This is a genomic window from Aquihabitans sp. McL0605 (genome assembly GCF_049993875.1).
Taxonomy (GTDB): Bacteria; Actinomycetota; Acidimicrobiia; order Acidimicrobiales; family Iamiaceae; genus Aquihabitans.
Map to the genome: position 1 here is coordinate 2,404,134 of NZ_CP188252.1, position 23,810 is coordinate 2,427,943.

At 71.4% G+C, this 23,810-nt stretch carries 25 protein-coding genes and 3 pseudogenes; 10 read left to right on the forward strand and 18 right to left on the reverse strand.

The features are described from left to right. The first annotated feature begins 32 nt into the window (after positions 1-32). Both ACPPVX_RS11135 and ACPPVX_RS11140 read left to right on the forward strand, forming a co-directional pair. Positions 33-500, forward strand: a complete 468-nt coding sequence (locus ACPPVX_RS11135) for an SRPBCC family protein (protein ID WP_426574959.1) — start codon at positions 33-35, stop codon at positions 498-500. Positions 501-569: 69 nt separating this feature from the next. Further along, positions 570-1,453, forward strand: a pseudogene (locus ACPPVX_RS11140) (thioesterase family protein). Between the two features lie 58 nt (positions 1,454-1,511). On the opposite strand, the gene ACPPVX_RS11145 reads toward ACPPVX_RS11140, so the two are convergent. Beyond that, positions 1,512-1,898, reverse strand: a complete 387-nt coding sequence (locus ACPPVX_RS11145) for a GNAT family N-acetyltransferase (protein ID WP_426574960.1) — start codon at positions 1,896-1,898, stop codon at positions 1,512-1,514. Next, positions 1,859-2,071, reverse strand: coding sequence for a hypothetical protein (locus tag ACPPVX_RS11150; protein ID WP_426574961.1), 213 nt, complete (start codon positions 2,069-2,071; stop codon positions 1,859-1,861). Before ACPPVX_RS11150 ends, ACPPVX_RS11145 begins: the two co-directional genes overlap by 40 nt. A 158-nt stretch (positions 2,072-2,229) precedes the next feature. Here ACPPVX_RS11150 and ACPPVX_RS11155 point away from each other — a divergent pair. The 3 genes and pseudogenes from ACPPVX_RS11155 to ACPPVX_RS11165 all read left to right on the forward strand — a co-directional run bounded on the left by ACPPVX_RS11155 (position 2,230) and on the right by ACPPVX_RS11165 (position 4,733). Then, positions 2,230-3,832: pseudogene (locus tag ACPPVX_RS11155) on the forward strand (succinic semialdehyde dehydrogenase). Next, positions 3,829-4,230 carry a hypothetical protein gene (locus ACPPVX_RS11160; RefSeq protein WP_426574962.1) on the forward strand — a complete coding sequence of 134 codons (402 nt, stop codon included), beginning with the start codon at positions 3,829-3,831 and terminating at the stop codon, positions 4,228-4,230. Before ACPPVX_RS11155 ends, ACPPVX_RS11160 begins: the two are co-directional and overlap by 4 nt. Before the next feature lie 65 nt (positions 4,231-4,295). Then, a complete protein-coding gene (locus ACPPVX_RS11165) occupies positions 4,296-4,733 on the forward strand; it encodes a cupin domain-containing protein (RefSeq protein ID WP_426574963.1) in 438 nt (145 codons plus the stop codon). Positions 4,734-4,760: 27 nt separating this feature from the next. On the opposite strand, the gene ACPPVX_RS11170 is transcribed toward ACPPVX_RS11165, so the two are convergent. After that, a complete protein-coding gene (locus ACPPVX_RS11170; RefSeq protein ID WP_426574964.1) occupies positions 4,761-5,000 on the reverse strand; it encodes a hypothetical protein in 240 nt (79 codons plus the stop codon). A 355-nt stretch (positions 5,001-5,355) separates the two neighbouring features. Between ACPPVX_RS11170 and ACPPVX_RS11175 the strand changes: the two genes are divergently transcribed. Beyond that, entirely contained in the window at positions 5,356-5,811 is a 456-nt protein-coding gene (locus tag ACPPVX_RS11175; RefSeq protein ID WP_426574965.1) for a hypothetical protein, read from the forward strand. A gap of 95 nt (positions 5,812-5,906) precedes the next feature. On the opposite strand, the gene ACPPVX_RS11180 is transcribed toward ACPPVX_RS11175, so the two are convergent. The 4 genes from ACPPVX_RS11180 to ACPPVX_RS11195 all read right to left on the reverse strand — a co-directional run bounded on the left by ACPPVX_RS11180 (position 5,907) and on the right by ACPPVX_RS11195 (position 10,491). Beyond that, positions 5,907-7,427, reverse strand: a complete 1,521-nt coding sequence (locus tag ACPPVX_RS11180; protein ID WP_426574966.1) for an ABC1 kinase family protein — start codon at positions 7,425-7,427, stop codon at positions 5,907-5,909. A 72-nt stretch (positions 7,428-7,499) separates the two neighbouring features. Beyond that, a complete protein-coding gene (gene aqpZ / locus ACPPVX_RS11185; RefSeq protein ID WP_426574967.1) occupies positions 7,500-8,282 on the reverse strand; it encodes an aquaporin Z in 783 nt (260 codons plus the stop codon). A 132-nt stretch (positions 8,283-8,414) separates the two neighbouring features. Then, on the reverse strand, positions 8,415-9,365 hold the full coding sequence (locus ACPPVX_RS11190; RefSeq protein ID WP_426570637.1) for an ATP-dependent helicase C-terminal domain-containing protein: 951 nt from the start codon (positions 9,363-9,365) through the stop codon (positions 8,415-8,417). 391 nt (positions 9,366-9,756) lie between these two features. Beyond that, a complete protein-coding gene (locus tag ACPPVX_RS11195) occupies positions 9,757-10,491 on the reverse strand; it encodes a helicase-related protein (RefSeq protein ID WP_426570638.1) in 735 nt (244 codons plus the stop codon). Between the two features lie 540 nt (positions 10,492-11,031). Between ACPPVX_RS11195 and ACPPVX_RS11200 the strand changes: the two genes are divergently transcribed. Together ACPPVX_RS11200 and ACPPVX_RS11205 are read left to right on the forward strand one after the other, a co-directional pair. Beyond that, on the forward strand, positions 11,032-11,499 hold the full coding sequence (locus ACPPVX_RS11200; protein ID WP_426570639.1) for an ester cyclase: 468 nt from the start codon (positions 11,032-11,034) through the stop codon (positions 11,497-11,499). 164 nt (positions 11,500-11,663) lie between these two features. Beyond that, positions 11,664-11,792 carry a hypothetical protein gene (locus ACPPVX_RS11205; RefSeq protein ID WP_426570640.1) on the forward strand — a complete coding sequence of 43 codons (129 nt, stop codon included), beginning with the start codon at positions 11,664-11,666 and terminating at the stop codon, positions 11,790-11,792. 30 nt (positions 11,793-11,822) lie between these two features. Here the strand turns inward: ACPPVX_RS11205 and ACPPVX_RS11210 are convergent, their stop codons facing one another. Further along, positions 11,823-13,874: a transglycosylase domain-containing protein gene (locus ACPPVX_RS11210; RefSeq protein WP_426570641.1), complete on the reverse strand. Its 2,052-nt coding sequence runs from the start codon at positions 13,872-13,874 to the stop codon at positions 11,823-11,825. A 369-nt stretch (positions 13,875-14,243) separates the two neighbouring features. On the opposite strand from ACPPVX_RS11210, the gene ACPPVX_RS11215 reads away from it, so the two are divergent. Then, positions 14,244-14,480, forward strand: coding sequence for a hypothetical protein (locus ACPPVX_RS11215; RefSeq protein WP_426570642.1), 237 nt, complete (start codon positions 14,244-14,246; stop codon positions 14,478-14,480). 27 nt (positions 14,481-14,507) lie between these two features. Here ACPPVX_RS11215 and dnaB read toward each other — a convergent pair whose 3' ends face one another. The 7 genes and pseudogenes from dnaB to panB all read right to left on the reverse strand — a co-directional run bounded on the left by dnaB (position 14,508) and on the right by panB (position 19,765). Continuing rightward, positions 14,508-15,914 (reverse strand): replicative DNA helicase, encoded by a 1,407-nt coding sequence (dnaB, locus tag ACPPVX_RS11220; RefSeq protein WP_426570643.1) that lies wholly within the window; start codon positions 15,912-15,914, stop codon positions 14,508-14,510. Between the two features lie 304 nt (positions 15,915-16,218). After that, the gene (gene rplI / locus ACPPVX_RS11225; protein WP_426570644.1) at positions 16,219-16,665 is read right to left on the reverse strand and encodes a 50S ribosomal protein L9; all 447 of its coding nucleotides are present in this window, start codon (positions 16,663-16,665) and stop codon (positions 16,219-16,221) included. Positions 16,666-16,847: 182 nt separating this feature from the next. Continuing rightward, positions 16,848-17,096 (reverse strand): annotated as a pseudogene (gene rpsR, locus ACPPVX_RS11230) (30S ribosomal protein S18); the annotation flags it as partial. Then, positions 17,096-17,551 carry a single-stranded DNA-binding protein gene (ssb, locus tag ACPPVX_RS11235; RefSeq protein ID WP_426570645.1) on the reverse strand — a complete coding sequence of 152 codons (456 nt, stop codon included), beginning with the start codon at positions 17,549-17,551 and terminating at the stop codon, positions 17,096-17,098. The gene ssb and the pseudogene rpsR, both read right to left, overlap by 1 nt. A gap of 13 nt (positions 17,552-17,564) precedes the next feature. Beyond that, complete coding sequence (gene rpsF, locus ACPPVX_RS11240; RefSeq protein WP_426570646.1) at positions 17,565-17,909, reverse strand: 30S ribosomal protein S6; 345 nt, start codon at positions 17,907-17,909, stop codon at positions 17,565-17,567. Positions 17,910-18,084: 175 nt separating this feature from the next. Then, a complete protein-coding gene (locus ACPPVX_RS11245; protein WP_426570647.1) occupies positions 18,085-18,747 on the reverse strand; it encodes a DUF192 domain-containing protein in 663 nt (220 codons plus the stop codon). A gap of 133 nt (positions 18,748-18,880) precedes the next feature. Beyond that, positions 18,881-19,765 (reverse strand): 3-methyl-2-oxobutanoate hydroxymethyltransferase, encoded by an 885-nt coding sequence (panB, locus tag ACPPVX_RS11250; protein WP_426570648.1) that lies wholly within the window; start codon positions 19,763-19,765, stop codon positions 18,881-18,883. Between the two features lie 201 nt (positions 19,766-19,966). Here panB and ACPPVX_RS11255 point away from each other — a divergent pair, with 201 nt between their 5' ends. After that, positions 19,967-20,149 (forward strand): hypothetical protein, encoded by a 183-nt coding sequence (locus ACPPVX_RS11255; protein ID WP_426570649.1) that lies wholly within the window; start codon positions 19,967-19,969, stop codon positions 20,147-20,149. An 18-nt stretch (positions 20,150-20,167) separates the two neighbouring features. On the opposite strand, the gene ACPPVX_RS11260 is transcribed toward ACPPVX_RS11255, so the two are convergent. The 3 genes from ACPPVX_RS11260 to ACPPVX_RS11270 all read right to left on the reverse strand — a co-directional run bounded on the left by ACPPVX_RS11260 (position 20,168) and on the right by ACPPVX_RS11270 (position 23,742). Continuing rightward, positions 20,168-22,474 (reverse strand): transglycosylase domain-containing protein, encoded by a 2,307-nt coding sequence (locus tag ACPPVX_RS11260; RefSeq protein WP_426570650.1) that lies wholly within the window; start codon positions 22,472-22,474, stop codon positions 20,168-20,170. Between the two features lie 98 nt (positions 22,475-22,572). Beyond that, a complete protein-coding gene (locus ACPPVX_RS11265; protein ID WP_426570651.1) occupies positions 22,573-22,983 on the reverse strand; it encodes a DUF5318 family protein in 411 nt (136 codons plus the stop codon). A gap of 66 nt (positions 22,984-23,049) precedes the next feature. After that, the gene (locus ACPPVX_RS11270; protein WP_426570652.1) at positions 23,050-23,742 is read right to left on the reverse strand and encodes an endonuclease/exonuclease/phosphatase family protein; all 693 of its coding nucleotides are present in this window, start codon (positions 23,740-23,742) and stop codon (positions 23,050-23,052) included. Positions 23,743-23,810: the final 68 nt, after the last annotated feature.

Sequence of the window (23,810 nt, forward strand, 5' to 3'; positions counted from 1 at the left end):
CGCCTGCTGTGCGCCCGCCGTAGGGTGCCGCCATGCACGATTCGGTGACCGTCCACATGAACGCCACCCCCTCCCAGGTGTGGGCCGTCGTCAGCGATGTGACCCGCATCGGCGAGTTCAGCCCGGAGACGTTCGAGGCGAAGTGGGTCGAGCCGGCCACCGGGCCGGCGGTGGGCGCCGAGTTCCGAGGCCACGTGAAGCGCAACGAGAAGGGGCCCACCTACTGGACCACGTCGGTGGTGCAGGTCTGCGAGCCCGACGTGGAGTTCACGTTCGGGGTGGTCAACGGCGGCAAGGTGATCAACACCTGGGGCTACCGGCTGGTGGAGGCCGACGGCGGCACCGACGTCACCGAGTTCTTCCAGCTCACCGAGACCCTTCCGCTCAAGATCTACTGGGCCCTCGCCGGCTGGGCCCGGGGCAAGACCAACCGCAACGGCATGCGCCGCACGCTCGAGGCGATGAGGTCCGTGGTCGAAGCGGAGCCGGCCGCGAACTGAGGAGCCGCTGTGGCACATGCCACGCACTCAGTTCTTTCATGCAACCCACCGCCGCCCTAGGGTCTGTCGATGGCCGCTGACCCCTCCACCGCCACCGCCGTCCACGAGTTCGACATCGCCACGGCGGTGCGGCCGGGGACCATCGAGGGCACCTACGAGTTCGATGTCGACGAGGGGTTCACCGTCGGCCCCAAGCCCAACGGCGGCTACCTGCTCGCGGTCGTTGCCCGCGCCACCGGCCTGGCGCTGGAGCAGGCCGGCAGCGTGCACCGCGACGTGCTCGCCGCCACCGCCCACTACCTCTGGGCGCCCGACCCCGGGCCCGCGTCGATCGAGGTCGAGACGCTGCGCACCGGCCGTGGCGCCAGCCAGGCGCGTGCCACCATCACCCAGGGCGGGCGCCGCTGCGTCGACGTCACCCTCACCGTCGGCACCCTCCGCCCCGATGCCGGCCCCCCCACCTGGTCCTCGGTGACACCGTTCGAGGTGGCGCCCATCGACCAGTGCTTCCGGGTGCCCGCCGACCCGCCGGGCGGCAAGTTCAAGGTGTCGATCATGGAGCGCAGCGACCTCCGGCTCGACCCGACCGTGCTCGGGTTCGCCAGCGGGAAGCCGAGCGGCCGCGGCGAGCTGAAGGGCTGGATCTCGTTCGCCGACGGCCGGCCGATCGACCCGCTCGCGCTCCTGTTCTTCCTCGACGCGCTCCCGCCCGCCACGTTCGACATCGCCCGGTCGGGGTGGGTGCCCACCCTGTCGTTCACCACCTACCTCCGCGCCGCCCCGGCGCCCGGCCCGCTCGTGTGCGCATGTGGGCCCAGCAGGTGGCCGACGGCCGGGTCGACGAGGTCTGCGAGCTGTGGGACTCGGCGGGCACGCTCGTCGGCCAGGCCACCCAGCTCGCCGCCATCCGCTTCGATGACGACGACGCCGTGACCGCCTTCCCCCAGGGCTGACCCCGCCGAGGCCCGCCGCCATCGGTGGATGCGGCCGCAGGCGTGCCCGCTGGTGGGATCAGCGGGCGAGCCACTCGTCTCGGGTCATCCGCCAGACCAGGTCGACCCCGGTGTCGGCCGGGGCCTGCGGCTCGCCTGGCGCGGTGGACTTCCCGATGAGGCGGAACCCGAGCTGCTCGGGGACGCGGCGGCTGTGCACGTTGGAGATGTCGTGGTGGATCTCGACCCGGTCGATCCCAGGCACGGTGAAGGCCATCGTCGTGAGGCCCTCGGACGCCCGTCGGGCGATGCCCTGGCCCAGGTGGCGGGCGTCCACCCAGTAGCCGATCTCCAGCGCACCCGGCCCGAGGCGGCGGTGCAGCCCGGTGCTCCCGACCGTGGTGCCGTCGTCGAAGATGCCCATGATCACGTCGCCGCCCGCGGCCCAGGCCGTGTCCCAGCCCACCTCGAGCCGCGGCGCTCGTCGAGCGAGAGCGGCTCGCGCTCGATCCACGGCATGTACGGACGCAGGTGCTCGAGGTTCGCGGTGACCAGCGTGCCCACCAGCTCGGTGTCGTCGACCGTCCAGCGGCGCAGCACCAGGCCGTCGTGCTCGACGAGTTCGGGGAGCGCTTCCACCCCGCGAGTGTGGCCGGGCGCGACCGTGTCGACCGAGGGAGTTCCCGCCCAGGAGGCCGCGGATGCCCTGGCCCCAGGTCCGCCTTCGCCCCGGGAGGGACCCCCCGGTACCGTTGGTGTCCCACGAGGCTGCCCCATGCAGCCACCAGGAGGCCCGCATGACCGCCACCGACGCCAGCCCTGCCCCCGTCGCTCGTTCGGAGGCACCCGCCGCCTCGTTGCGACCCGGTCGAGCCGAGACCGACCGCCTGGCCCAGCGGGTCGACGTGGGCCCCGGACGGGAGCTCAAGAAGGTCACGTCGCCGCTCAACGGCCAGGTCGTGGGCGAGGTCCCGATCGGCACCGCCGAAGATGTCGCCAAGGCCGTGGCCACCGCCCGCCGGGTCCAGAAGCAGTGGGCGGCCACGCCCATCCGCCACCGGGCCGCCGTGCTCCTGCGGTACCACGACCTCGTCCTCGAGAAGCAGGACGAGCTGCTCGACCTGATCCAGGCCGAGAACGGCAAGGCCCGTGTGGGGCGTTCGAGGAGATCATGGACCAGGCCGTCACGGCCCGGTACTACGCCCGGCTCGCCCCTCGGGCCCTCAAGCCCACCACCCGCCTGACCGCCCTGCCCGGCCTGGTCAGCGCCAAGGAGCACCACGTGCCGAAGGGCGTGATCGGCGTGATCGCGCCGTGGAACTACCCGCTCGTGCTGGCCCTGTCCGACGCCCTCGCCGCCCTGGTGGCCGGCAACGGCATCGTGATCAAGCCCGACTCGCAGACCCCGTTCACCGCCATCCGGGCGTTCGAGCTGCTCGAGGAGGCGGGCCTGCCGAAGGGTCTCGTCCAGATCGTCACCGGCCCCGGCACCGAGGTGGGCAAGGCCATCATCGAGTCCACCGACTACGTGATGTTCACCGGCTCCACCGCCACCGGCCGCACCGTCGCCAAGCAGGCCGGCGAGCGCCTCATCGGGTTCTCCGGGGAGCTCGGCGGCAAGAACGCCATGGTGATCACCGCCGACGTCGACATCAACCGCGGGTTGAGGGAGCCACCGTGGGCTGCTTCGCCAACACCGGCCAGCTCTGCATCTCCATCGAGCGCATCTACATCGACCAGGCCATCGCCCCGGTGTTCACGGAGCGCTTCGCCAAGCGGGTCTCGGGCCTGACCCTCGGAGCCGACCAGGAGTACGGCCCCGAGGTGGGCGCCCTCGCGTCCGCGGCCCAGCTCTCGAAGGTCGCCGAGCACGTCGACGACGCCGTGGCCAAGGGCGCCCGCGTCGTCGCCGGCGCCAAGGCCCGCCCGGAGATCGGCCCGTTCTTCTACGAGCCCACCGTGCTCGCCGAGGTCACCCCCGCGATGGAGGTCTACCGCGACGAGACGTTCGGTCCCGTCGTGTCGATCTACCCGTACGCCCAGGTCGACGAAGCCGTCGAGGCGGTCAACGACACCGAGTACGGCCTCAACGCCAGCGTCTACTGCGGCGACACCAAGAAGGGCCGCCAGCTCGGCGCCCGCCTCATGGCCGGCACCGTCAACATCAACGACGGCTACTCGTCGGGCTGGGCCAGCGTCGACGCACCGATGGGCGGCATGAAGGCGTCGGGCGTAGGGCGACGACACGGTCGAGAAGGCTTGCTCAAGTACACCGAGTCCCAGACCGTGGCCGTCCGCTCCGCGCTCGCCGAGAAGCTGCAGACGCCCGGTACCGATGGTGAGGGGTACGCCAAGCGGTTCACGGCGCTCCTCAAGGTCGCGGAGCACCTGCCCCGGTGACCGTGCCAACTGCCCCCACGGCCCCCTCCGGCCCGGTCCGCCGCGGCGGCGGAGGCGACATCCCCCGCAAGACCCTCGTGCTCAGCGTGCTCGTCCTGTTCGGAGCGCTGGTGCTCGGCATCGGTGCCATCGCGCTGTTCTCCGACCCTGGCAACACCAAGGCGCCGACGGCCACCCAGGACGGCACCCCGCACATCATCGACCGACCCAACTCGGGCACCGCCCCCGAGCACCCCGGCGACCGGGGCGGCTCCGAGCAGCTCCTGCTGCTGGGCGGGATCATGGTGGCCATCGCCGGCATCGGCGTGGTGATCTTCCGCGGTGGCCACAAGGCCCAGGCCAACCGGGCCAAGTGGAAGGCCGCCGGCGAGACCGGCCAGGACGGCGCCCTCCCGTAGCCCGACGCCCCCGACGGCCCGGCCGGGTCGTCGGGCGGCACCACCGTGTCGTCCACACTTGGTGGATGGACGCAGGAGAGGTCATCGAGCGGCTGGGGCTGGCCCCGCACCCCGAGGGCGGCTGGTACCGCGAGACGTGGCGGGACCTGCCGGCCGACGGCGGTCGCGGCGTCGGCAGCGCCATCTACTTCTTGCTCGATGCAGGTGAGCGGTCGCAGTGGCACCGGGTCGACGCCGCGGAGGCCTGGCACCACTACGCGGGTGCCCCGCTCGAGCTGGCCATCGCCGAGGGCGAGCACCACGAGGTCGTGACCCTCGGCCCCGCCATCGACGCCGGTCAGGAGCCCCAGGCCGTGGTGCCGGCCCGGGCCTGGCAGGCCGCCCGCCCGGTCGGGGGCTGGACGCTGGTGGGCTGCACGGTCAGCCCGGCGTTCGACTTCTCGGGCTTCGAGCTCGCCTCCGACGGCTGGCTGCCGTCGGGCTGGACCACGCCCGGCTGGTGACCGGGTCGGCCTGCCGTCGACCGGCGATCAGGTCAGCAGCGAGGCAAGGGCCCACAGGGCCGCCACCAGCCCGATGACGGCCATGACGACCGAACGGCCGATGGGGGCCCGCTCCAGGTCGCCGTCCTTGCGGGCGGCCTCGGGCGGCTTGACGATGGCGGCCAGGTTGCCGGCGACGAGCGCTCCACCCATGGCCAGCACCAGGTACGGGAGCAGATCCTTGCCCAGGAAGGCGCCAGAGTCGCTCGCAGCCAGGATGCCGATCACCGGTGCAGGCTAACGAGCCGATCCCTCCCGGCCGAAACGACCACGGTGAGCGCTGGAACGAGCACCATCCGTGAAATTCTCCCTCAAGTTCCCGCACGGGAGAACCGATGGTTTTGGTGTCGGTGGCACATCGCCCCCACCGACAAACGGGGTACAGGAGCGGGAGCCACATATCCCTCCATTACGCAATGCTCGGTGTGCTTGTCCAGGGCACACAGCACTGTGGTGGCTCTCGCTCCGCCCCCTCGGAACCAACACCGCTGCTGCCCCCCTTCCCACCCGGGGGGCAGCGGCGCGCCGGGAGCCAGGCGCCGTGGCGCCCTAACCTGCCTCGGCTGCCCACACCGAGGTCACCGTGTCCGCTCCCACCACCGATCCTGCGAGCCCGCCGGCCGATGAGCCCGCGGCCGCGCCGGCGCCGACGGTGTCGCACCCTCGTCCGACCGGGCTGCTCCGGGCCACGGCCGTGGTGGCCTTCGTCGGTGTCATCGCCGCGGTGCTCGGGTTCGGGCTCCTGCTGCGCTCGGTCTCTACGCCCACCCAGGACTGCGGCACGGTGATCGGCTTCATCCTCGACGGCCGGGTCAACGTGTTCGTCGATCCCGCCGATCCGCCGAAGGGCGTGACCGCCGCCGAGGCCAAGGCCAACAACGACCGGCCGTGCCGGGAGCGGGTGGCCGACCAGGCCAAGGCGCCGGCCATCATGCTCGTGAGCGGGCTCGGCATCGCCTTCGTCGCCGCGCTCGTCGAGGTCACCCACCGGTCGTTCCTCTGGCGCCGCCGCCGCCGGGCCCTCCCTCCGCCGGCCTGATCCTCGATCAGTCGGTCAGTCGGTCAGTCGGTCAGTCGGTCAGTCGGTCAGTCGGTCAGTCGGTCAGTCGGTCAGTCGGTCAGTCGGTCAGTCGGTCAGTCGGTCAGTCGGTCAGTCGGCCAGCGCAGCGGCCATCGCGTCGGTTGCGCTCGCCAGACCGCCTCGGCCTCGCCCATCGGCGTCGACGGCGAGGCGTGGGTCCAGGGCCACAGCTCCTCGGCGATCCGGCGCCAGTTGGCGGTGGCGTCGAGCTGGCCGAGGATGGCGTAGAGCCCGAGGTTGATGCGCTGGATGATGACCATCGAGCGGGGCACGTTGGCCGCCTTCATGATCTCGCCGTGCTCGCCCGACGTGTCGAAGAACCGGCGCACGGTCTCGCTGGCGTACTCCTCGGTCATCGTCAGCTCGCGGTCCTCGATGACGAACTCGTAGAAGTGGCCGAAGTAGTCGCCGATGGCCTCGTCGGAGAACTCCGGGCTCGGCTTGAGCAGACCCACCCGCTCGACGATGCGCCGGAACTCGGGCAGGTCGTGGTCGAGGACCATGGCGACGATCATGTCCTCGAACGGCTGGAGCTCCTGGTCGGTGAACTGCTTGACCAGGCCGTAGTCGAGGAACGTGACCTTGCCGCCGGGCTCGAAGAGGTAGTTGCCCGGGTGCGGGTCGCCGTTGAACGCGCCGAGGCGGTAGAGGCTGCCGAACACGAAGCGGTAGATCGCCTCGGCGGCCAGGTCCCGCTCGTCCTGCGACCACGTCAGCATCTCGTTGAAGCGGACGCCCGCGGCCAGCTCGGTGGTGAGCACCCGCCGGGCACTGAGCTCGGCGAGCACCGCCGGGACCCGGATGAAGGGATGCCCTTCGTAGGCGGCGGCGAAGAGGCGCTGGTTGTCGGCCTCGAGGCGGTAGTCGAGCTCCTCGATGATGCGCTCGCGCAGCTCCTCGACGAGCGGCCCGGGGTCGAGGCCCGGGAACAGGAACTTCATGCCCGTGAAGAGCATCCCGGCGTTGTCGAGGTCGCCACGGATGGCGTCGTCGACGCCCGGGTACTGCACCTTCACGGCCACCGCGCGGCCGTCGTGCGTGAGCGCCCGGTGCACCTGGCCGATCGACGCGGCTGCGATGGGCACCGGATCCCACTCGGCGAACAGCGCCTCGGGCCGGGTGCCCAGCTCCTCGAGCACCACCTGCGCCGCCAGCTCGGGCGCCATCGGCGGGGCGTCCTGCTGGAGCTCGGCGAGGGCCTCGCGCACCGGTTCGGGCATGCCCTGATCGAGGTAGCTGGCCATCTGGCCGAGCTTCATCATGGCGCCCTTCATGTTTCCGAGCGTGTCGGCGATCTGCTCCGCCGTCTTCAGCTGACGGGCCTCGTCGATGGCCTCGCGCCGCTCGGCGTCGGCGAACACGCTCCGGGCCCGATCGGCAGCCCAGCCGCCACCGACCTTGGTGGCGGTGGTGGCCAGCACCGCCGAGCGCTGCGCCCGGCCGGTGGCACCCACGGGACCGCGCCGCGGGCCGGTCCCCTGGTCGGGCGCCGTCCGCCGGTTCCGGAGCAGCACCACCCCTCCGGCGGCGGCGGCGGCGAGGGCCAGGAGGGCACGCTTCCGCGTCGATGACATGCGGCGACGCTACCGGGGTGGTCGCCGTGGTCCCGAACCACGAAGGCCGGGACCGCGGTGCGACCGGTGCGGTCAGGCCGGGGCGTTCCCCGGAACCTCGACGCCCTCGACGAGGGCCACCTCGTCGGCGCCCTCCTCGAGCAGGTACTTCCAGATGAGCCCACCGATGACGGCCCCGAGGATGGGAGCCACCCAGAACAGCCACAGCTGCGGGATGTAGTCGCCGCCGGCGAAGATCGCCTGGCTGGTGGAGCGGGCCGGGTTCACGCTGGTGTTGGTGATCGGGATCGAGATCAGGTGGATCAGCACGAGCGCCAGACCGATGGCCATGCCGCCGAAGCCGGCCGCGGCCTTCTTGGCGGTGGCGCCGAGGATCACGAGCAGGAAGAACACGGTGAGGACCGTCTCGGCGAGGAACGCGGCGCCCATGCCGTAGTGGCCAGGGCTGAGCTTGCCGTAGCCGTTGGCCGCGAAGGCGCCGGGCTGGGTGTTGTCGATCTTCCAGCCGGGCTGGCCCTTGGCGATGGCGTACAGGACGCCGGCGGCGATGATGCCGCCGATCACCTGAGCGACGATGTACGGGGCGGCGTCCTTCTTGTCGAAGCGGCCCGACACCATGGCGCCGATGGTCACGGCGGGGTTGAAGTGCCCGCCGGAGATGTGCCCGACGGCGTAGGCCATCGTCAGCACCGTGAGCCCGAAGGCGAACGCGACACCCAAGAAGCCGATGCCGAGCGAGGTCTGCGTCTCGCCCTTGGTCAAGAAGTTGGCGGCGAAGATCGCCGAGCCGCAACCGCCAAGGACAAGCCAGAAGGTGCCGAACACCTCGGCGGCCAATCGTCGTTGCATGGTCATTTCCTACCTCCGATGAAGGGCACCCCCAGATGGGTAGACCGTCTGGGTGGTGCCGTGGTGACAAGCCCTCACCCGCCAGCCTGACACTGACAAATGTCCAGACCGGTGATGCTGCCGCCGGTGGCGGTCAGGTCATCGGCGCCCGCGCCGGGCCGGCGGAGGGGTGGCGGCCGGGTCGGGCGGCCACGGGTGCTTCGGGTAGCGACCGGCCATCTCCTTGCGGACCTCGGCCCACGAACCCTCCCAGAACCCGGGCAGATCCGCGGTCACCTGGATCGGACGACCAGCAGGTGAGAGCAGTTCGAGCACCACCGGCACAGCGCCGCGCACGGCCGTGGGGTGTTCGGTCAGCCCGAACAGCCGCTGGACCCGGACCTCGGCCCGGGGTCCACCCGACTCGTACCCGATCGCCACGTTGCCCCCGTCGACGGTCGCGAACGAGGTGGGCGCCAGGGCGTCGAGGTCTCGGCGCGCCCCGTACGGGAGACGGGCCAGCAAGGCGTGGGCGAGGTCGATGCGCTCGAGGTCCCGGCGGCCCTTCGCCCCCGGGAGGAGCGGGCCCAGCCACTCGTCGAGCGTGGCGAGCAGCCCGGCATCGGACACCTCGGGCCAGGCGCCCGGATCGAGGCCGTGGAGGAACTGCAGGCGGCCTTGGAGGGCGCGGGCGCCCGGCGTCCAGCGCAGGATGCCCCCCTGCGTGGCGCGCACCCGGTCGAGCAGCACCTCGGTGACCGCCGGGCCCGGCGCCGGAGCCCGGTCCGACGACGCCAGCACCAGCGCTCCGGCGCGACGCTCGCTGCGCACCCGCACGTCGTCGGCCTCTGCGTCCCACCGCAGCACCGATTCCTCCTCCACCTGGCCCGCCACGGCGGCCTCCACCTCTGCCGCCGAGAGGTGGGCGGCCAGCCGGACCACCGGGCCCCGGACACCGGGCTCGATGCGGGCGACCGCCAGAAACGGCGATGCGGCCAGCGCGTCGCCCGACGGCACCAGGCCCCCGCCCCCACCTCGCAGGCGGAACCCGCCACCGCCCTGGGCCTGGGCGATGCGCTCGGGGTACGCCACCACGACCAACGGCCCCACCTCATCAAGCGGGCGCGGCCGGGCGCGACGCCGATCCGACGAGCCAGCTGCTCGGCGCGGCGCCTGACCGTCCGCACCCCGCCCCGGTCGGCCGCGGCGCCTTCGGTCCCTCCGCCGTCGACCAGCCCGACGCGCAGCGCCAGGTCGGCCGGGCGCTCCTCGGGTCGGCCGCGCAGCACGTCGCGCTCCTCCAGCAGGGCGGCCACCAGGGCCGCCGTCCACCCCACGCCCCGGTCGTCGCCGACCAGGGCCAGCGCGGCCAGGCGGGGGTGCAGCGGCAGGTCGGCCATGGCTCGGCCCCGGGCGGTGGGACGGCCGTGGGCATCGATCGCGCCGAGCTCGCGCAGCAGCACCTCGGCCTGGGCCATCGATGCCACGGGCGGCTGGTCGATCAGCGCCAGCGCCGAGGCCCACGCCCCCACACGGCCAGCTCCAACGCGAAGCCCGCCAGGTCGGCCACCGCGATCTCCGGGACCGGGAACCGGGGGCGGCGGGCGCCATCGGACGGGTCCCACGCCCGGTACGCCGTGCCCGGACCAAGGCGACCGGCCCGCCCGGCCCGCTGATCGGCCGAGGCCGCCGACGCCGGCTCGGTCTGCAGCCTCGTCATGCCCGAGGCCGGGTCGAAGCACGGGACGCGCACCAGCCCGGCGTCGACCACGATCCGTACCCCGGCCACCGTGAGGCTCGACTCGGCGATGTCGGTGGCGAGCACGACCCGGCGACGCCCCACGGGCGAGGGAGCGAGGGCCTCGTCCTGCTCGCGCTGACCGAGCGCCCCGAAGAGCGGGCGGACGTCGACGGTGGCCGGCAGGGCGCCCGGGGCCTGCAGCCGCTCGGCCACCCGACGGATGTCCGCCGCGCCCGGCAGGAACACCAGGACATCGCCTTCGGCGTGGGCGGCGATCGCGCCGGCCACCACCCGTGCGAGGTGGGCGTCGGGGCGGTCGCGAGGGCCCGGCGCCTGGTGGCGGACGTCGACCGGGTGGCTGCGCCCGTCGCTGCGCACCACTGGCGCCGCCCGCCCGTCGGTCGCCAGCACCTGGGCGAAGCGGTCGGCATCGACCGTGGCCGACATGGCGAGCACCCGCAGGTCGGGCCGCAGGCCCGTGCGGGCGTCGGCCACGAGGGCCAGCGACAGGTCGGCGACGAGGTTGCGCTCGTGGACCTCGTCGAGGATGACCAGGCCGGTGCCCTGGAGGGGGGGGGTCCCCCTGGAGCCGGCGCACCAGGATCCCCTCGGTGATCGCCTCGATGCGCGTTTCCTTGCCGACCACCCGCTCGTCGCGGGTGCGGTAGCCCACGGTCGCGCCGACCCGCTCGCCGAGCAGGTCGGCCATGCGCACCGCCGCAGCGCGAGCGGCCAGCCGGCGCGGCTCGAGCACGACGATCCGCTGGTCGCCCAGCCAGGCGGCGTCGAGCAGCCGCAGCGGGACCACCGTGGTCTTGCCGGCTCCGGGCGGCGCCACGAGCACGCCGGCACCAGGGCCGGCCAGCACCTCGGCCACCTCGCCCACCACGTCCTCCACCGGCAGCCCGGTCGGCGGCACCTCGGGCACGGTCACCCCGCCAGTGTGGTCGCTGCCACCCCTTCGGCATCGCCGTCGACGGGGAGGCCCGCCTCGGGCAAGCTCGTCAGCGACCCGACCACCACCGAGGGGCCGTCATGACCAGCGAAGACCTGAAGCAGCGTCGCCTCGAGGTGCTCGAGGAGCACTTCGCCTCCGAGGTCGAGAAGGAGTTCGACCGGACGATCGCCACCTTCGACGGCCACCCCCGCTACGAGATCATGGCGACCGGACAGATCCACGACGGCGAGGAGGACGTGCTCACCTACCACCGCGCCCAGCGCACCGCGTTCCCCGACCAGCGCCACGACGGTGTGACCCACCACTTCGCGGATGACGACACGGTCATCTCCGAGTTCGAGCTGCTCGGCACGAACCTCGGCGAGTTCTACGGGATGGCACCCACCGGCAAGTCGTTCCGAGTCCCCGTGATCGCCGTGTTCTCGTTCGCCGCCGGCACCGACCGCATCGTCAACGAGCGCGTCTACTTCGACAGCGCCAGCGTCCTCCTCCAGATCGGTCGGGGCGAGGTGCTCGCCTGGGCCGCCGCCACCGCCGAGCCCTGAGGCGCCCGACCCCGTCCGGCGCGCCGCTCCTCCACCGCGGGCTGCCCGCCCTCTCCGCCCCTGCGCATGCGTTTGGGCGATGCCGGCTGCGGGTAGCAGCTGCCGTCAGCGCGGCGCCTCCCACCTCTCGGGGTCCGGTGGCCCCATCGCCTTGGAGGGTTGAGATGAGGATCTTGCGGCTGCAGATGATGACCATCGGCGTCCTCTACCGGTGCCTGATGGCCCTCACCGCCCGAGGTGCCGGCGAGGCGTTGGACGGCGTCTGGGAGCCGTTCATGCAGATGGACGACTGAGGGCCGGTTCGGTTGCCGTCCTCCGGGCGGTCAGGGCCCTCCGGCGGGAACCGCTCCGGGTGCCGTGGTGGTGGTGGCGATCGGCGGCTCGGTGGTGGTGGAGGGTGGAGGTGGGGCGGTCGTCGTGGACGCATCCGGCGTGGTCGTCGTGGTGTTCGGGGTGCTCGCATCGGTAGAGGCGATCGATGTCGATGTGGTCGAGGGCTCGACGGCGGTCGTCGTGGCGATCGACGCATCCGTCGGAGGAGGCTTCATCGGGTCAGCGGGCGGCCGCAGGAGATCGGGGGGAACCGCAGGGAAGTCCTTCTTGGGCACTCCGGTGAGGGCGGCATCCATGAACCGCTTCCAGATCTCTGCAGGGAAGGAGCCCCCGGTGACGGAGCGGCCGTGGACGTCATCCATGCGGTGGCCGGGCCCTTCGGGATAGCCCATCCAGACGACGGCCGTGTAGTTCGGGGTGTAGCCGGCGAACCAGGCGTCGCCGTAGTCCTGGGTGGTGCCGGTCTTCCCGGCTGCGGGACGGTCGAGCTTCGCTGCCGCGCCGGTCCCCTCCTGGATGACCGCCTGGAGTGCGTGGTTGACGGCGCGAGCGGTGCCGGGCTTGATGACCTGATCGCCGGGCCCGGTCTCGGCCTTGAAGATGGTGTGGCCGGTGGAGTCCTCGACCCGCCCGATGATGTGCGCGTCGATCCGGCGGCCGTCGCGCCCGAACGTGGAGTACGCAGTCGCCATGTCGACGGGGGAGACCTCGCTCGTGCCCAGGACGAGCGATGGGTTGGGCTCGAGATCGCTGGCCACCCCCAAGCGCGCGGCGGTGTCCACCACCTTCGCCGGGTCGGCCTGCACCATGAGCTGGGCGTAGGCGGTGTTCACCGAGTGGGCCGTGGCCGTGGTGAGGTCGATCTGACCGAACGACTCGCCCCCGAAGTTCCCGACCGTCCACGGCCCCGCCGATGTCGCCAAGGTCAGCGTCGGCGGGCCAGCGAAGCGCGAACCGAGCGTCGCGGCACCCTCGTCGATCGCGGTGGCCAGGACGATCGGCTTGAACGACGAGCCCGCTTGGCGTCCTCCGCCCCCTCCGGCCGTCCCCCGCGCCAGGTCGACGTTGAGCCGCTGGAAGTCACGTCCCCCGACCTCTGCCTTCACGCCGCCCTTCGTGTCGAGCGCCACCAGTGCCGCCTCGGGGTCCGTCGGCTGGTCGAGCACGCTGCTGACCGCCTGCTCCGCCGCGCGCTGCTTGTCGATGTCGATGGTGCTGTGGATGGTCAGACCGCCGCCGTAGACCGCTTCGGGGCCGAACCGGGCGATGGCGTCTTGGCGGATCCACTCCACCGCATGGGCGCCGACACCGGCGCGGAGCTTGGTGATGGATCGCTCGGGACGGGCGCCGAGCTCGGAGCGCTGGTACCGGGCCGCCTCCGCCGGGGTGAGGTCGCCCACCTCGGCCATGTCACCGAGCACGGAGTCGCGGCGGTGCTTCGCCGTGACCGGGTCCTTCGTGGGATCTGCGCTCTCGGGTGCCCGCAGCAGACCCACGAGCAGAGCCGACTGGGGGACGGTCAGCTGCGAGGCCTTGACGTCGAAGTAGACGCCCGCCGCCGCCTGGATGCCGTACGCGCCGCGCCCGAAGTACACGGTGTTGAGGTAGCGCTCGAGGATCTCGTCCTTGCTCATGCGCTGATCGAGCTTGATCGCCAGTATCGCCTCTTTGACCTTGCGCGAGTACGAGCGCTCGGGGGTGAGGTAGCTGTTCTTGACGAGCTGCTGGGTGACCGTGCTGCCGCCCTGCGTCGGATTGCCCCGCACGTTGCTCACGAAGGCTCGGGCGAGGCCCTTCGGGTCGATCCCGCGGTTGTGGCGGAAGTTGCGATCCTCTGCCGCGATGAGCGCCTTCGGCACGGCCGGGGCGATGTTCTCGAGCGTCACTCGTTGGCGCACGCCGTCCTTGGCCAAGATGGCGAGCGGCCGCCCCTGGGCGTCGACCACCGTGGACGACTGCAGCATCGGCGGCGTCGCCGGAAGGTCCACCGTGACGTACAGGTAGACCAAGCCGAGCGTGCCGGCTGCACCCACGAGCACCACGGCGAGAAGTGGCCATCGTCCCCACCGCCACACCCTCGTGGAGCGGAAGGCCCGGACCCTCGACCGGGCACGTCGAGGGGCGGGACGGGCGGGTTCGGCAGCTGAGGGCAACACGGCCTCCGTGGGTTCGGGCGGCACGAGCTGCAGCCGGTTCGTGGATGATGAGCGAGCTGTTCCCGGCGGTCCACCACCGAGACGTCGGGGAGTACCCGCGTTGGCCCCCCTCGAAACGCTCACGTGCACTCTGGTCCAGGACGAGGACCCGACCCCGCGGCCACCGACGACCGTCACGAGACTGCAACCTTCATCGGGTGTGGCCGCCGGTCGGGGCGGGAAACGGGCGTGGACCGACCGACCCCAGGAGCACCGATGGAGCCCACGAACGCAGCGACGCCGCCCCCGCTCTTCCCCTGGCAGGAGGGCCGTGCCTGCCAGGCGGACCGGGCCATGGGCCTCGAGCTCGAGCTCATCGAGCTCGTCCGTGCCCGCTCCCTCGCGCTCGGGGCGGGCCGCAGCGTCGAGACCCACGATCGTGAGATCGGCCAGGTCCACCGCGACCTCGCCGATCTGCTCGCCATCTCTTCGAGAGAGGGCGTGCGCGGCTGACGGTGCCGGCGAGCAGCGCCAGGGGGCCTACTCGCGCGCCATGTTGGCGAACTTGGTGTAGTGGTCGAGGAACGCCAGCCGCACCATCCCGGTCGGGCCGGCACGGTGCTTGGCGATCAGCACCTCGGCCGTGCCCCGGTCGGCGGAGTCGGTGTTGTAGTGCTCGTCGCGGTAGAGGAACACCACGATATCGGCGTCCTGCTCGAGCGATCCCGACTCACGGAGGTCGGAGAGCATGGGGCGCTTGTCGGCCCGCTGCTCGAGGCCACGGTTGAGCTGGGCCAGGGCGACGACGGGGCACTGCAGCTCCCTGGCCAGGATCTTGAGGCCACGGCTGATCTCGGCCACCTCGGTCTGGCGGTTCTCGGCGCGGGCGTTGCCGGTCATGAGCTGGATGTAGTCGACCACGATCATGCCGAGCGGGCCGACGCGCGACTGCAGGCGCCGGGCCTTGGCCCGGATCTCCATGACCGTGACGTTGGGGTTGTCGTCGATCCACAGCGGCGCTTCGCTCAGGCGGCCGATGGCGTGGCTGATGCGCCGCCAGTCGTCGTCGCTGAGGCGACCGTTGCGGACCTTGGTGGAGTCGACCCGGGCCTCGGAGCACAGCAGGCGCTGCGACAGCTCGACGCGGCTCATCTCCAGCGAGAAGAAGAGCACCGGCTTCGCCGCCTCGAGCGCGGCGTGGCCGGCCATGCCCATGGCGAAGCTGGTCTTGCCCATGCCGGGGCGGGCGCCGACGACGACCAGGGCGTTGGGCTGGAGGCCCGCGGTGATCTCGTCGAAGTCGGTGAACCCGGTGGGCGTCCCGGTGATGGCGTCGCCCCGCTCGTAGAGCGCCTCGAGGCTGTCGAGGGTCTGGTCGAGCAGGTCGTGCAGGCGCGACATGGAGTCGGTCTGACGGTGCTGGGCGATCTCGAAGACCAGGGTCTCCGCCCGGTCGATGGCCTTGGGCACGTCGTCGGGGACGTCGTAGCCCATCTCGGCGATCTCACCGGCGACGCCGATGAGGCCGCGCAGCAGCGAGTGCTCCTCGACGATCTTGGCGTAGCGGGCGGCGCTGGAGGTGGCCGGCGTGGCCGCCTGCAGGTTGATCAGCGTGGGCGGGCCGCCGATGGCGTCGAGCAGGTCGTGGCGTGACAGCTCATCGGCGACGGTGACCGGATCGACGGGCTCGCCGCGCGACGACAGCGACGTGATGGCCTCGTAGATGTGGCCGTGGGCCGGCTTGTAGAAGTCGGACGGGGCCACCGACTCCGAGGCCACGTCGATGGCCGTGCGCGACAGGAGCATCGCTCCGAGCAGCGACTCCTCGGCCGCGAGGTTGTGCGGGGGCACCCGACCCTTGGTGGGGGCGCCGGATCCGGCTCGACGCGGAGCCGGTTCGTAGTCGTCTGGCGGGCCGTCGTCGTAGTCCGGGGGGGCATCGCTCATGAGGTCTCTACTCTCAACCAGATCGCCTGTGGATAACGAGTCCCTGTTGCCTGTGGACAGGCACTGGATAAGTCGGTGACGGAACGGAGGCGCCGGCGACGGGGCGCGACACAGGTGCAGGACAGCCGTGGTGGCGCCTCATCGGCTCCCGTCGCCTGTTCCTGGGAGCCGAGACGCGTTCCGCCTGGTCAGGGACGCGTCGAACCCACCCGACCTGGCCACCGAGGGTGACCGGCTGTGGACGGGTGGGGATAACTGCGACCTGCCCGGCCGGTGCGAGCACCGTCGGGCAGGTCACGAGGCATCAGCCCCCGACGACCTCGACGGTCACGGGGAACTCGACGTTGGCGTGCAGCTTGAGCGGCACCAGGTGGGTGCCGACCGTGCGGATGGGCTCGGCGAGCAGCAGCTGCTTGCGGTCGATCTCGACACCGGTCTGGGTGGCGACGGCTTCCGCGATGTCGGCCGAGGTGACCGAACCGAAGAGCTTGTCGTCGGCACCCACGCGGGCCGTGATGGTGACCGGCGTGGAGACGAGCGTCTTGGCGACCTCTTCGGCGGCGGACCGGTCGGCCGCATCCTTGATGTTGCGCGAGCGGCGCATGCCTTCGGCCTGAGCCTCGGCTCCGGCGCTGGCCGTGAAGGCCAGCCCGCGGGGCAGGAGGAAGTTGCGGCCGTAGCCGTTGGTGACGTCGAGGACGTCGCCCTTGTTGCCGACGCCCTTGACGTCGGTGCGGAGGATGACTCGCATCAGGCGTCGACCTCCGCGGTCTCGAACTCCTCGCCACCGATCTCATCGGTGAGGAACTCTTCGCCGGCATCCTCGCCACCCGTGGGGGGCGGGGCGGTGGGACGGGGCGGCGGGCCATCGGCACGGATGCCGCGCTCGCCACCGCGCTCGCCGCCACGACCGCCACGCTGCTGCGTGACGCGGCTGGCGTACGGAAGCAGCGCCATCTCACGGGCGTTCTTGATCGCCATGGCGATGGTGGCCTGCTGCTGGGCGTTGTTGCCCGTCACGCGACGGGCCCGGATCTTGGCCCGGTCGGACATGAACCGGCGGAGCAGGTTGACGTCCTTGAAGTCGACGTAGTCGACCGACTCCTGGCTCAGGATGCTGATCTTCTTCTTGGAACGACGCGCGTTGTCTTTGTTCTTGGCGCGCTTCGGCTTGGGTGCCATTAGAAGGGTTCCTCCCCGTCGTAGTTGGCGGGCTCGTTGGCAACGGGGCGTCCGCCACCGCTGCTGCTGGCGGCGCCGCCGCCGGTAGCGGCCTGGCTGCGCTCGATTCGGTTGACCTGCGCGGTTGCCCACCGCAGGCTGGGGGCGACCTCGTCGGCCACCACTTCGATCTTGGATCGCTTGTCGCCGTTGTCGGTCTCCCAGGAGCGCTGCTCGAGGCGCCCGGTCACGATGACGCGGGTTCCCTTCTGCACCGACTCGGAGACGTTCTCGGCCATCTGGGCCCAGACCTTGACGTCGAAGAAGGAGACCTGCTCCTCCCACTCGTTGTTCTGGCGGTTCTGCCAGCGCCGGTTGACGGCGAGGCCGAAGGTGGCCACCGTCTGGCCCGAGGGCGTGTAGCGGATCTCGGGGTCGCGGGTCACGTTGCCCACGAGCGTCACGTTGTTGTCCATGCTGACCTCCTGGTCACCCGGCTTCGACGGCCGGGGCAGGGGCTCCGAGGAGGCCGCGACGGTGGGCCTCGGAATCGGGGAGCCGAATGATCTTGTGGCGGACGACCTCGTCCGCGAGGCGCAGGTTGCGGTCGACGTCGTCGAGCGCACCCGGCTCGGCCTCGATCTCGAGCACCACGTAGAACCCTTCGTTCTTGTGGTTGATCTCGTAGGCGAACCGGCGACGGCCCCACTTGTCGGTCTTGACGACGGAACCGCCGGCAGTCTCGATCTGGGCCGTGGCCTGGTTGATCACTCCTGCAACAGCGGACTCTTCCAAGTCGCCATCACAAATAACCATCATTTCGTAGGCTCGCATCGCGAGCATCACCTCCTGGACCCGGTACGACCGGGGCCCCTGTGCCGATTGGCGATGGGGCAAGGGCTTCCTGTGGACCGTGCGAACTTAGCGGACCACAGGCCCCTCGACCTCATCGGACCCCATCGTGCCCAGGGGGTCTGACAGTGGAGCCGCAGTCCGTCGGAGCCTGGTGTCAGCCCGTTCCGGTGGCCAGCGGGCAGTGGCGTGCGTCGATCCGCAGGGTGGCGGCTCCCACCACCCCGATCTTGTCGAGCATGCCCTTGGGCACCTCCACCGCGTAGGCGAACGGCTTGCCGGCCGGGTACGACGGGCAGGAGGTGGAGTCCTCGCAGGGGGCCATGTCGGTGGTGGACACCAGCTTGCCCTGGGCGTCGAAGTAGGCGATCGACAACGGCATGGGCGTGTCGCGCATCCAGAACGAGCCGGCGACCGGCACGGGCGACTCGAACAGCATCCCGTCGTAGCCGCCCAGGCCCTCGTCGGTGACCTCCATCAGGCCCCGCTCCCGCTGGGCCTGCGTCATGGCGGAGAGCAGGCACGACGTGCACGTGGTCCCGTCGCCGGCGGTGATGGTGACCTGCGCCTCGCCGAACCCCCGCAGGGGCGAGCGCCCGTCGCGCTCGGGCACGGTGCCCACGCCGAGCCCCGCCGGGGTGGTGGGCGCGGTGGTGCCCGGGGCGAGCCCGGGGGCCACGACCGTTCCGGCCGACGCGGCGGTGGGGGTGGTGCCGGCCGCGTCGTCGCCGCCGTCGCCGGTGGACGTGAGGATGATCACCGCGGCCAGGACCAGGCCGGCCACGACGCAGATGACGCCCACGATGACCCAGCCCGACACGCGAGGCTCCCCGTCGACCGGCGCGGGCGAGGGGCTCGACTCGGGGTCGGAAGGTGGTGGAGCGGCCGCGTCGATGCGGCAACGCTACTGGTGGGTGGTGCTCCGCCCGAGGCGGAAGGAGGCGGCGGTGCCGTCAGGCGGGCCGGCCGTACAGCCCGAGCGTCTCGGCGGCCTCGGCCGACAGGTGGTACGACTCGGCGGCCGACGGGAACGCCCCCGTGCGCACGTCGGCGGCGTAGGCGGCGACGCCGGCCACGGAGGCGGCCTTCACGTCGGCGTACCGGCGGACGAACTTGGGAGCGATCCGGTCCTCGATGCCCAGGACGTCGTGGTACACGAGCACCTGCCCGTCGCAGTCGTCGCCGGCCCCGATGCCGATGATCGGCACGTCGACCGCGGCGGTGATCAGCGAGGCCACCTCGGTGGGCACGCCTTCGAGCACGATGGCGAAGCAGCCGGCGTGGGCCAGCGCCTTGGCGTCGGACACGAGCGCCATCGCGGCGTCGGTCTCCTTGCCCTGCACCTTGAAGCCGCCCATGGCGTGCACGGACTGGGGGGTGAGGCCGAGGTGGCCCATCACCGGGATCTCAGCGTCGACGAGCGCCTCGATCATGGGGACCCGCTTGCGACCGCCCTCGAGCTTCACGCACTCGCCGCCGGCACGGATCAGCTGCGCCGCGTTGCGGACGGTGTCCTCGGTGGACACGTGGTAGCTCATCCACGGGAGGTCGGCGACGATCAGCGGCCGGGGCTTGGCCCGGGCCACCGCGGCGGTGTGGTGGGCGAGGTCGTCGACCGTCACCTGGAGCGTGTCGTCGTAGCCGAGGACCACCATGGCGACCGAGTCGCCGACGAGGATCATGTCGACCCCTGCCTCATCGGCCACGCGGGCACTGGGAGCGTCGTACGCCGTGACCATCACCAAGGGCTCGTCGCCGTTGCGGACCTTGCGGTTCCGCACGGCAGGAACGGTGATGGGGGCGCGCGAGGCGACCGGGGGGATTGTCGTTGAGCTCATGCGAGCCTCCCTTGCAGATCCGTCCAGTGCCCTTCGGCTACCGGCGGTGTACGAACGTTAGAACGCCTGGAGCGACCGTTTCCATTCCGGACGACCCCCGACCGGGCACCACCTCCGACCACGGCCGTCGACGGCGCACCGGCACCCTGCCCCCGGTCCGATCCCGTGGAAGGAGCGGACCGGGTGGCTACCGTCGGGTCCATGAGCGATCGGTGCGATTCCTGCGGTGACGACGGCCCCGACCTGGCCACGGTGCAGCGCATCTACGTGGTGTTCGACGAGCAGCACCAGCCCACCGGTCACCGGATGGCCGACGAGTTCGAGACCTGGTGCCCCGTCTGCCGCGTCACCTATCCGCACCAAGAGGTGCAGGCCGAGGCCTGAGCCTCCGACCGGGCGGGATCAGTTCCCGCTGTTGGCGGGGCCCTTGCCCTTGCCGGTGCCCGTCCCCTGCCCCGTGGCGGGGGCGGTGGTGGTGGGCGTGGCCGGCGGCGACGTGGTGGTGGGGGTCGTGGGCGGCACCGTGGTGGGCGTCGACGTGGCGGGCGCCGTGGTCTGGGTCTGCGGCTGCGTCGTCTGCACGCGCGGCTGCGTGGTCGCGGTGGCCCCGATCGACGACTCGCCCGAGACGATGACCCCCGAGGTGCCCATGTTGGGGTCGAGCACGTTGCCGGCGCCCAGCTCCTCGGCCGGGTACTCCGGGAACGTCCCCGTGTCGAAGTCGGCGGTGGCCGACTGCATGAACTTGCGCCACATCTCGGCGGGGAACGTGCCGCCCTGCACCTTGATGCCGTGGACGTCGTCCATCGACTTCAGGCTGTCGGGGTAGCCCATCCACACCGCCGCGGTGAGCTTGGGGGTGTAGCCCACGAACCACGCGTCGGCGTTGTTCTGGGTGGTGCCGGTCTTGCCGGCCGCCGGCTTGCCGAACGCCGCCGCCTTGCCGGTGCCGCCATCGACGACCTGCTGGAGCGAATAGGTGACCCGGCCGGCCTGGATGGGGGTGAGGACCTGCTTCTGGTCGGGGCCGTAGGTCTTCACGCGACCGTCGGGGAACTCGACGCGCGTCACGGCGATGGGCGACTTCGACACGCCCTGGTTGGCCAGGGTGGAGTAGCCCGACGCCATGTCGAGCACCGACACCTCGCCGCCGCCGAGCACCACGGCGCAGACCGGCTTGACCTTGGCGGTCACGCCCATCTGGGTGGCCATGTCGGTGACCGAGCGCGGGCTGAGGCGCGCCATGAGCTGGGCGTACACCGTGTTGACGGAGTTCTTGGTGGCCGAGATCAGCGACATCGACCCGCCGGGGCCGCCGCGCACGCTCCACTCCTTGGTGCCGTTGGGGCACTGGTCGAGCGGGATGTCGATCTTGGCGGGCGACGGCAGGACCGAGCGGATCGAGTAGTTCTGCTTCACCGCATCGGACAGGGCGAAGGCCTTGAACGTGGAGCCCGGCTGGCGGCCGAGGCCGCCACCCTGGGTGCCCGTGGCCAGGTTGACCTGGTTGTTGGTGAAGTCGGTGCCACCCATCATCGCCTTGATGTGGCCCTGGTCGTCGAGGGCGACGAGGGACCCCGCCGGGTCACCCGGCCGGTCGAGCGTGGAGGTGACGGCGTCGTACGCCGACTTCTGCATGTCGAGGTCGAGGGTGGTGTACACCTTCAGCCCGCCGCCGTAGACGGTGTCGGTGCCGAACTCCTTCACCAGCCACTTGCGCACGTACTCGGCGAAGTACTCGCTGCCCCACTCCTTGCCGCGGACGTTCTCGCCCAGCACCGAGGCCTTCGGCGGCGGCTCGATGAACCGCTCCGTGCTCGCCACGTTGGGATCGAGCGGGTTCATCGACACGGAGCTGTAGAGCTTGAACTCCGCCGGGGTGATGTAGCCCTCCTTCTGCATGTTGACGAGGACGACCCTGCGTCGGCGCTGGGCCTCCTTCAACGACATGGGCCCGCGGTAGGGATCGGCGCCGTTGGGGTTGCGCAGCAGGCCGGCCATGAACGCGGCCTCGCCGGCGTTGAGGCCCTGCACGTCGTGGCCGAACCAGGCCCGCGACGCCGCCTGCACGCCGTAGGCGCCCCGACCGAAGTACACGGTGTTCAGGTACCGGGTCAGGATCTCCTTCTTGGGGATCTGCTGCTCGAGCTTGACCGCCATGACCGCCTCTTTGATCTTGCGGGTGGCCGTCTGCTCGGAGTTGAGGTACGTCTGCTTCACGTACTGCTGGGTGATGGTGGAGCCGCCCTGGCGGACGCCGTCGCCCTTGAGGTCCTGGTACGCCGCACGGGCGATGCCCATGGGATCGACGCCGCCGTGCTTGAAGAAGTCCTTGTCCTCGGCCGAGAGCACTGCGTGGACCAGCACCTGCGGGATCTGGTCGTACGTGACGATCACGCGATCCTCGGTGCCGTGCAGCTGCGCCATGGCGTTGGAGGCGCCGCAGTTGGCCTGCACCTCGCCCGAGCAGATGAACGAGGTCTGCTCCTCGACCGGCGCCACCTTGGGGTCGACCGGCAGCTCGACCTGGCTGAGCACGTAGATGAGACCGGCCGCACCGACCGTGACGGCGAGGGCCGCGACGTAGAAGACCCGCCGCATGCGCCACAGGAAGAACCGCTTCTTGACCTTCCCCTTGCGCGTCACCTTGAGGTTGTGGACGGGGACGGGCTTGCGGGTGCGGGGCATGGTGAGGGGTGTCGGGGCCATCGACGACAGGTGCGGACGGCCGAACGGCGACGAGACACGCTACCAACGACCCCCACCCGCTGAGCAGTCAGGCCCGTCGGACCTGGCGGGGGATCGGTTCAGTTGGCGGCGGCTCGCGACCGGGCCGGGTTCAGCAGGAACGTGCGCGCCAGGTGGTTCCAGGAGCACTCCGGACACACCTCCACCACGTAGCAGGAGAAGTTGCCGGAGCGCTTGGCGATGGCCTGGAGCTCCTTCTTGGTGCTGATGCAGCGGCCGAACGCCGGCAGCCTCGGGCCGAAGACGTAGGACACGAGCACGACGTTGGTCTCCTCGCACACCGGACAGGTGAGCTTGGTGGGCTCGCCCAGCTCCCTGGCGGCTCGGGCGAGCTCCGGGTGGGCATCGCAGATCTCGTGGCGGGCGATGCGGCCCTTGCGGTACTCCGACAGCACGGACTGGCGCGCCAAGCGGTAGTCGATCTCGCCGGGCCCTTCAGAACCTCGGACGGCTTCGGGTCGGAAACCCATGGGCGGGAGGCTACCGACCGAAACGGCCGAACGACCGGCCATCGCGCGACGGCCGCGAGAACGCGTTCAGCCCTCGCCCACCGCCAGGTCGATGACCAGGGCGGCATGGTCGCTCATCTCGGTGGAGCGCACCTCGGCCTTCCGCACCGTCACGACCGAGGAGTGGATCAGGTGGTCGATCATCCGGCGCGGCTCGTGCACGGGGAAGGTCGGCCCGTGCGCCGCGAGCCGCAGCCCGTCCGGCAGGTGCGGGGTGATGGCGGACCCCTCGCGGTTGAAGTCGCCGAGGACGAGCAGCGGGGCCGGGCGGCTGCGCACGTGCTCGAGCAGGAAGTCGAGCTGGGGCTCGTTGTTCCACGCCTTCACGGCGAGGTGCGTGCTGGCCACCCAGAGCTCGGTCTGCGCCGCGGTGACCCGGGCTTCGAGCACGGTCCGCTGCTCTTGCCAGAACCGGGTGCGCGGCACCTTGGGGAGCCGCGTCACCGCGGTCTCGTGGATCTCCCCGCGCACCAGCAGGGCGTTGCCGTACCGACCGCCGAGGAGCCGCTGCGACGACCCGAACACGTGCTCCATGCCGGCCGCCTCGGCTGCCGCTGCGGCCAGGTCGCGACCCTTCGCCCGCACGGTGCCCTCGTCGACCTCCTGCAGCGCGATCACGTCGGCGTCGAACGCGGCGCACACCGCGCCCAGGCGCTCGGGGTCGACCGGGCCCTTCCGGCCGACCGTCCCGTGGTGGATGTTGAAGCTGACCACGCGCACCGCCAGAGCCTTCCACGGCCAGCCGGCGACGAGTGGCCCGACCAGGCGCTCCGGTGGCGGCAGACTCG